This window comes from Mycobacterium sp. TH-M11 (assembly GCF_057473725.1).
The window spans coordinates 1-2,677 of the sequence record NZ_JBYCLD010000489.1 but is presented as its reverse complement, the minus strand read 5'-3'; the positions used below and the strand labels follow the sequence as shown (position 1 = coordinate 2,677).

The following is a 2,677-nucleotide window of genomic DNA, read 5'->3' as shown; positions in this document are numbered from 1 at the left end:
GCCGTCGGCTCCTACGGCGCCCGGTTCGCCGGTGTCGCCTATCCCGGGGAGACGTTGAAGGCCTCGGTCTGGAAAGAGGACGGACGCCTGCTTGCCGCCGTCACCGCGCCCGCCCGCGACAACGCGGTCGTGCTCAGCGGCGTCGAGCTGACCCCGGTCTAGGCTCGGCCTAGACTGCCTTCACCTCCAGACTGCGGCTAGCCGCGTTCTCGGCGTCGAGCCTGCGGCTGGACGCAGTCGCGACGGGCCAACGCCGCCCGAACACGCCGCACGACTTCGGCAGCGCGATCTCCAGCCACCACTCGTACGACGATCCACCCAAGTCGCTCAAGCATTTCCAATCGCTTGATGTCCCAGGTGTATTGTCGACGATCCTGGCGATGTTGCTCTCCGTCGTACTCGACGGCGACTTTGAGGTCTGCCCAACCCATATCGAGATACGCCCGCGCATCCCCGAATTCATCCAGCACCGGGATCTGCGTCTGCGGTCGCGGTAGGCCCGCCTGGATCAGGACGACTCTCAGCCAGGACTCTTTCGGCGATTGCGCGCCTGCGTCGAAAAGCTCTATCGCTTGGCGGGCACGTGCCACGCCTCTACGCCCTGGGCACCTGCGAGCCGACAGCTCAACATCGGCTGCTTTGATCTCGACCGCTCCTGCCAACGCGTCGATCCCGGCGACCGCAGTCATGGTTGGGTACCAGCAGCCGAAGTCCAATGCCGTCCGTGCCGGTGAGGTGACCGGGATTCCCGCTACCAGTACGACCTCGTCGTCCTCGATTCGCTCGGCATGCGTCTGGATACCAGCGGGGCTGCGCCAGTTTTGGTGAATCAGGTCCACGACCCGTGCGTCGTCGGCCCACTTACTGCCGTGCAGAGCGGCCGCGGCGAAGCCCGCCACCACGCCTCGCCGGCCGGTCCAGAGCCATCCTCCGCATGCACGTAACTCAGTTGTGACCGCGACATTCCGGTCGATGTAGACGTCCGGGAACAATCGACGGTATCGCGCAGCCAACTGTGACTTGGTCAATGCCCCCGCGGCGATCGCCTCGCTACCGATGAATGGCTCCCGCACGACCGCAGGATCGCAGGCGGCGACGCCGTAGTCACTTCACTCATGCACACGTCGGCGAATCTGCGGCTGGCCGCAGTCTCGAACGCGAAAGCGCGGCAGGCCGCAGTTTCGCGGCCAGCGCCTAGCCCAGGATCAGGCCGGACGTCGGCACACCGGTGCCGGCGGTCACCAGCACGTGTTCGACGTCGGGCACGGGATTGACCGAAGTGCCGCGCAATTGGCGGACACCCTCGGCGATGCCGTTCATGCCGTGGATGTAGGCCTCGCCGAGCTGCCCGCCGTGGGTATTAATCGGCAAGCGGCCACCGATTTCGATCGCGCCATCGGCGATGAAATCCTTGGCTTCACCCCAACCGCAGAACCCCAACTCCTCCAACTGAATCAGCGTGAACGGCGTGAAGTGGTCGTAGATGATCGCGGTCTGGATATCGGTCGGCTTCAACCCCGACTGCGACCACAGTTGCCTGCCCACCAAGCCCATCTCCGGCAACCCGTCGAGCTCCGGCCGGTAATAGCTGACCATCGAATATTGGTCCGGGCTGGCGCCCTGCGCGGCGGCCTCGATAACAGCCGGCCGATGCTTCAAATCCTTGGCCCGCTCTGCCGAGACGATGACGAGAGCCACCGCGCCGTCGGTCTCCTGGCAACAGTCGAGCAGCCGCAGCGGCTCGGCGATCCACCGTGAATTCTGATGGTCCTCAATGGTTATCGGCTTCTCGTAGAAGTACGCCTTGGGGTTCTTGGCGGCGTGCTTGCGATCGGCCACCGAAATCGCCCCGAAGTCGCGGCTGGTCGCCCCCGACAGGTGCATATACCGCTTGGCGATCATCGCGACCTGTGCAGCAGGTGTCGACAGGCCGTGCGGGTAGGAGAACGAGTTGTCCACGCCGGTCGAGTCGGCGTTCTCCACCAGCCGGGTCTGCACCTGACCGAACCGCATACCCGAGCGCTCGTTGAAAGCACGATATGCCACAACGCAATCCGCGACGCCGGTAGCGACCGCGATGGCTGCCTGCTGGACAGTCGCGCACGCCGCGCCGCCGCCGTGGTGGATCTTGGAGAAGAACGTCAGGTCGCCGATGCCGGTGGCCCGGGCGATGGCCACCTCGGTGTTGGAGTCCATCGTGAACGTGACCATGCCGTCGACGTCGGCCGGCGTCAGACCCGCGTCGTCGAGGGCATCGAGGACCGCCTCGGCAGCCAACCGCAGTTCGCTGCGCCCAGAGTTCTTGGAGAAGTCCGTAGCGCCGATGCCGGCGATCGCGGCCTTGCCGGACAACATCACGCGGCTCCGATGGTCAAAGTGGCGTTCGCTATGACGTGATCGCCAAGGCTATTGCTGCCAACGATTTTCAACGTAATCAACCCGTCGACGACGGCGGTCACCTCGCCCCTGAACGTCACCGTGTCATAGGCGTACCACGGCACACCGAGGCGCAATCCGATCGACTTGATGAACGCCGAAGGTCCGGCCCAGTCGGTGATGTAGCGCTGCACCAGGCCGGTATCGGTGAGGATGTTGACGAAGATGTCCTTGGATCCCTTGGCCTGCGCCTTGTCCCGGTCGTGATGCACGTCCTGGTAGTCGCGGGTGGCGATGGCCG

Annotated in this window: 4 protein-coding genes; 1 reads left to right on the top strand and 3 read right to left on the bottom strand. The window is 64.9% G+C overall.

Annotated features, from left to right (window positions below; all coding sequences use genetic code 11):
* The coding region (locus AC2VOG_RS18780) for a hotdog family protein (RefSeq protein ID WP_486941342.1) at window positions 1-162 on the top strand (162 nt) is incomplete at its 5' end.
* 35 nt (window positions 163-197) lie between these two features.
* On the opposite strand, the gene AC2VOG_RS18775 is transcribed toward AC2VOG_RS18780, so the two are convergent.
* The 3 genes from AC2VOG_RS18775 to AC2VOG_RS18765 form a co-directional block, all read right to left on the bottom strand.
* Window positions 198-1,073 carry a DUF559 domain-containing protein gene (locus AC2VOG_RS18775; RefSeq protein ID WP_486941341.1) on the bottom strand — a complete coding sequence of 292 codons (876 nt, stop codon included), beginning with the start codon at window positions 1,071-1,073 and terminating at the stop codon, window positions 198-200.
* Between the two features lie 121 nt (window positions 1,074-1,194).
* Complete coding sequence (locus AC2VOG_RS18770) at window positions 1,195-2,355, bottom strand: lipid-transfer protein (RefSeq protein WP_486941340.1); 1,161 nt, start codon at window positions 2,353-2,355, stop codon at window positions 1,195-1,197.
* On the bottom strand, window positions 2,355-2,677 hold a 323-nt coding region (locus AC2VOG_RS18765; protein ID WP_486941339.1), incomplete at its 5' end, for a MaoC family dehydratase. The genes AC2VOG_RS18765 and AC2VOG_RS18770, both read right to left, overlap by 1 nt.

Coding starts and splice junctions, on each gene's coding strand:
- AC2VOG_RS18770 (WP_486941340.1), bottom strand. CDS start 2,355: ATGTTGTCCGGCAAGGCCGCGATCGCCGGCATCGGCGCTACGGACTTC.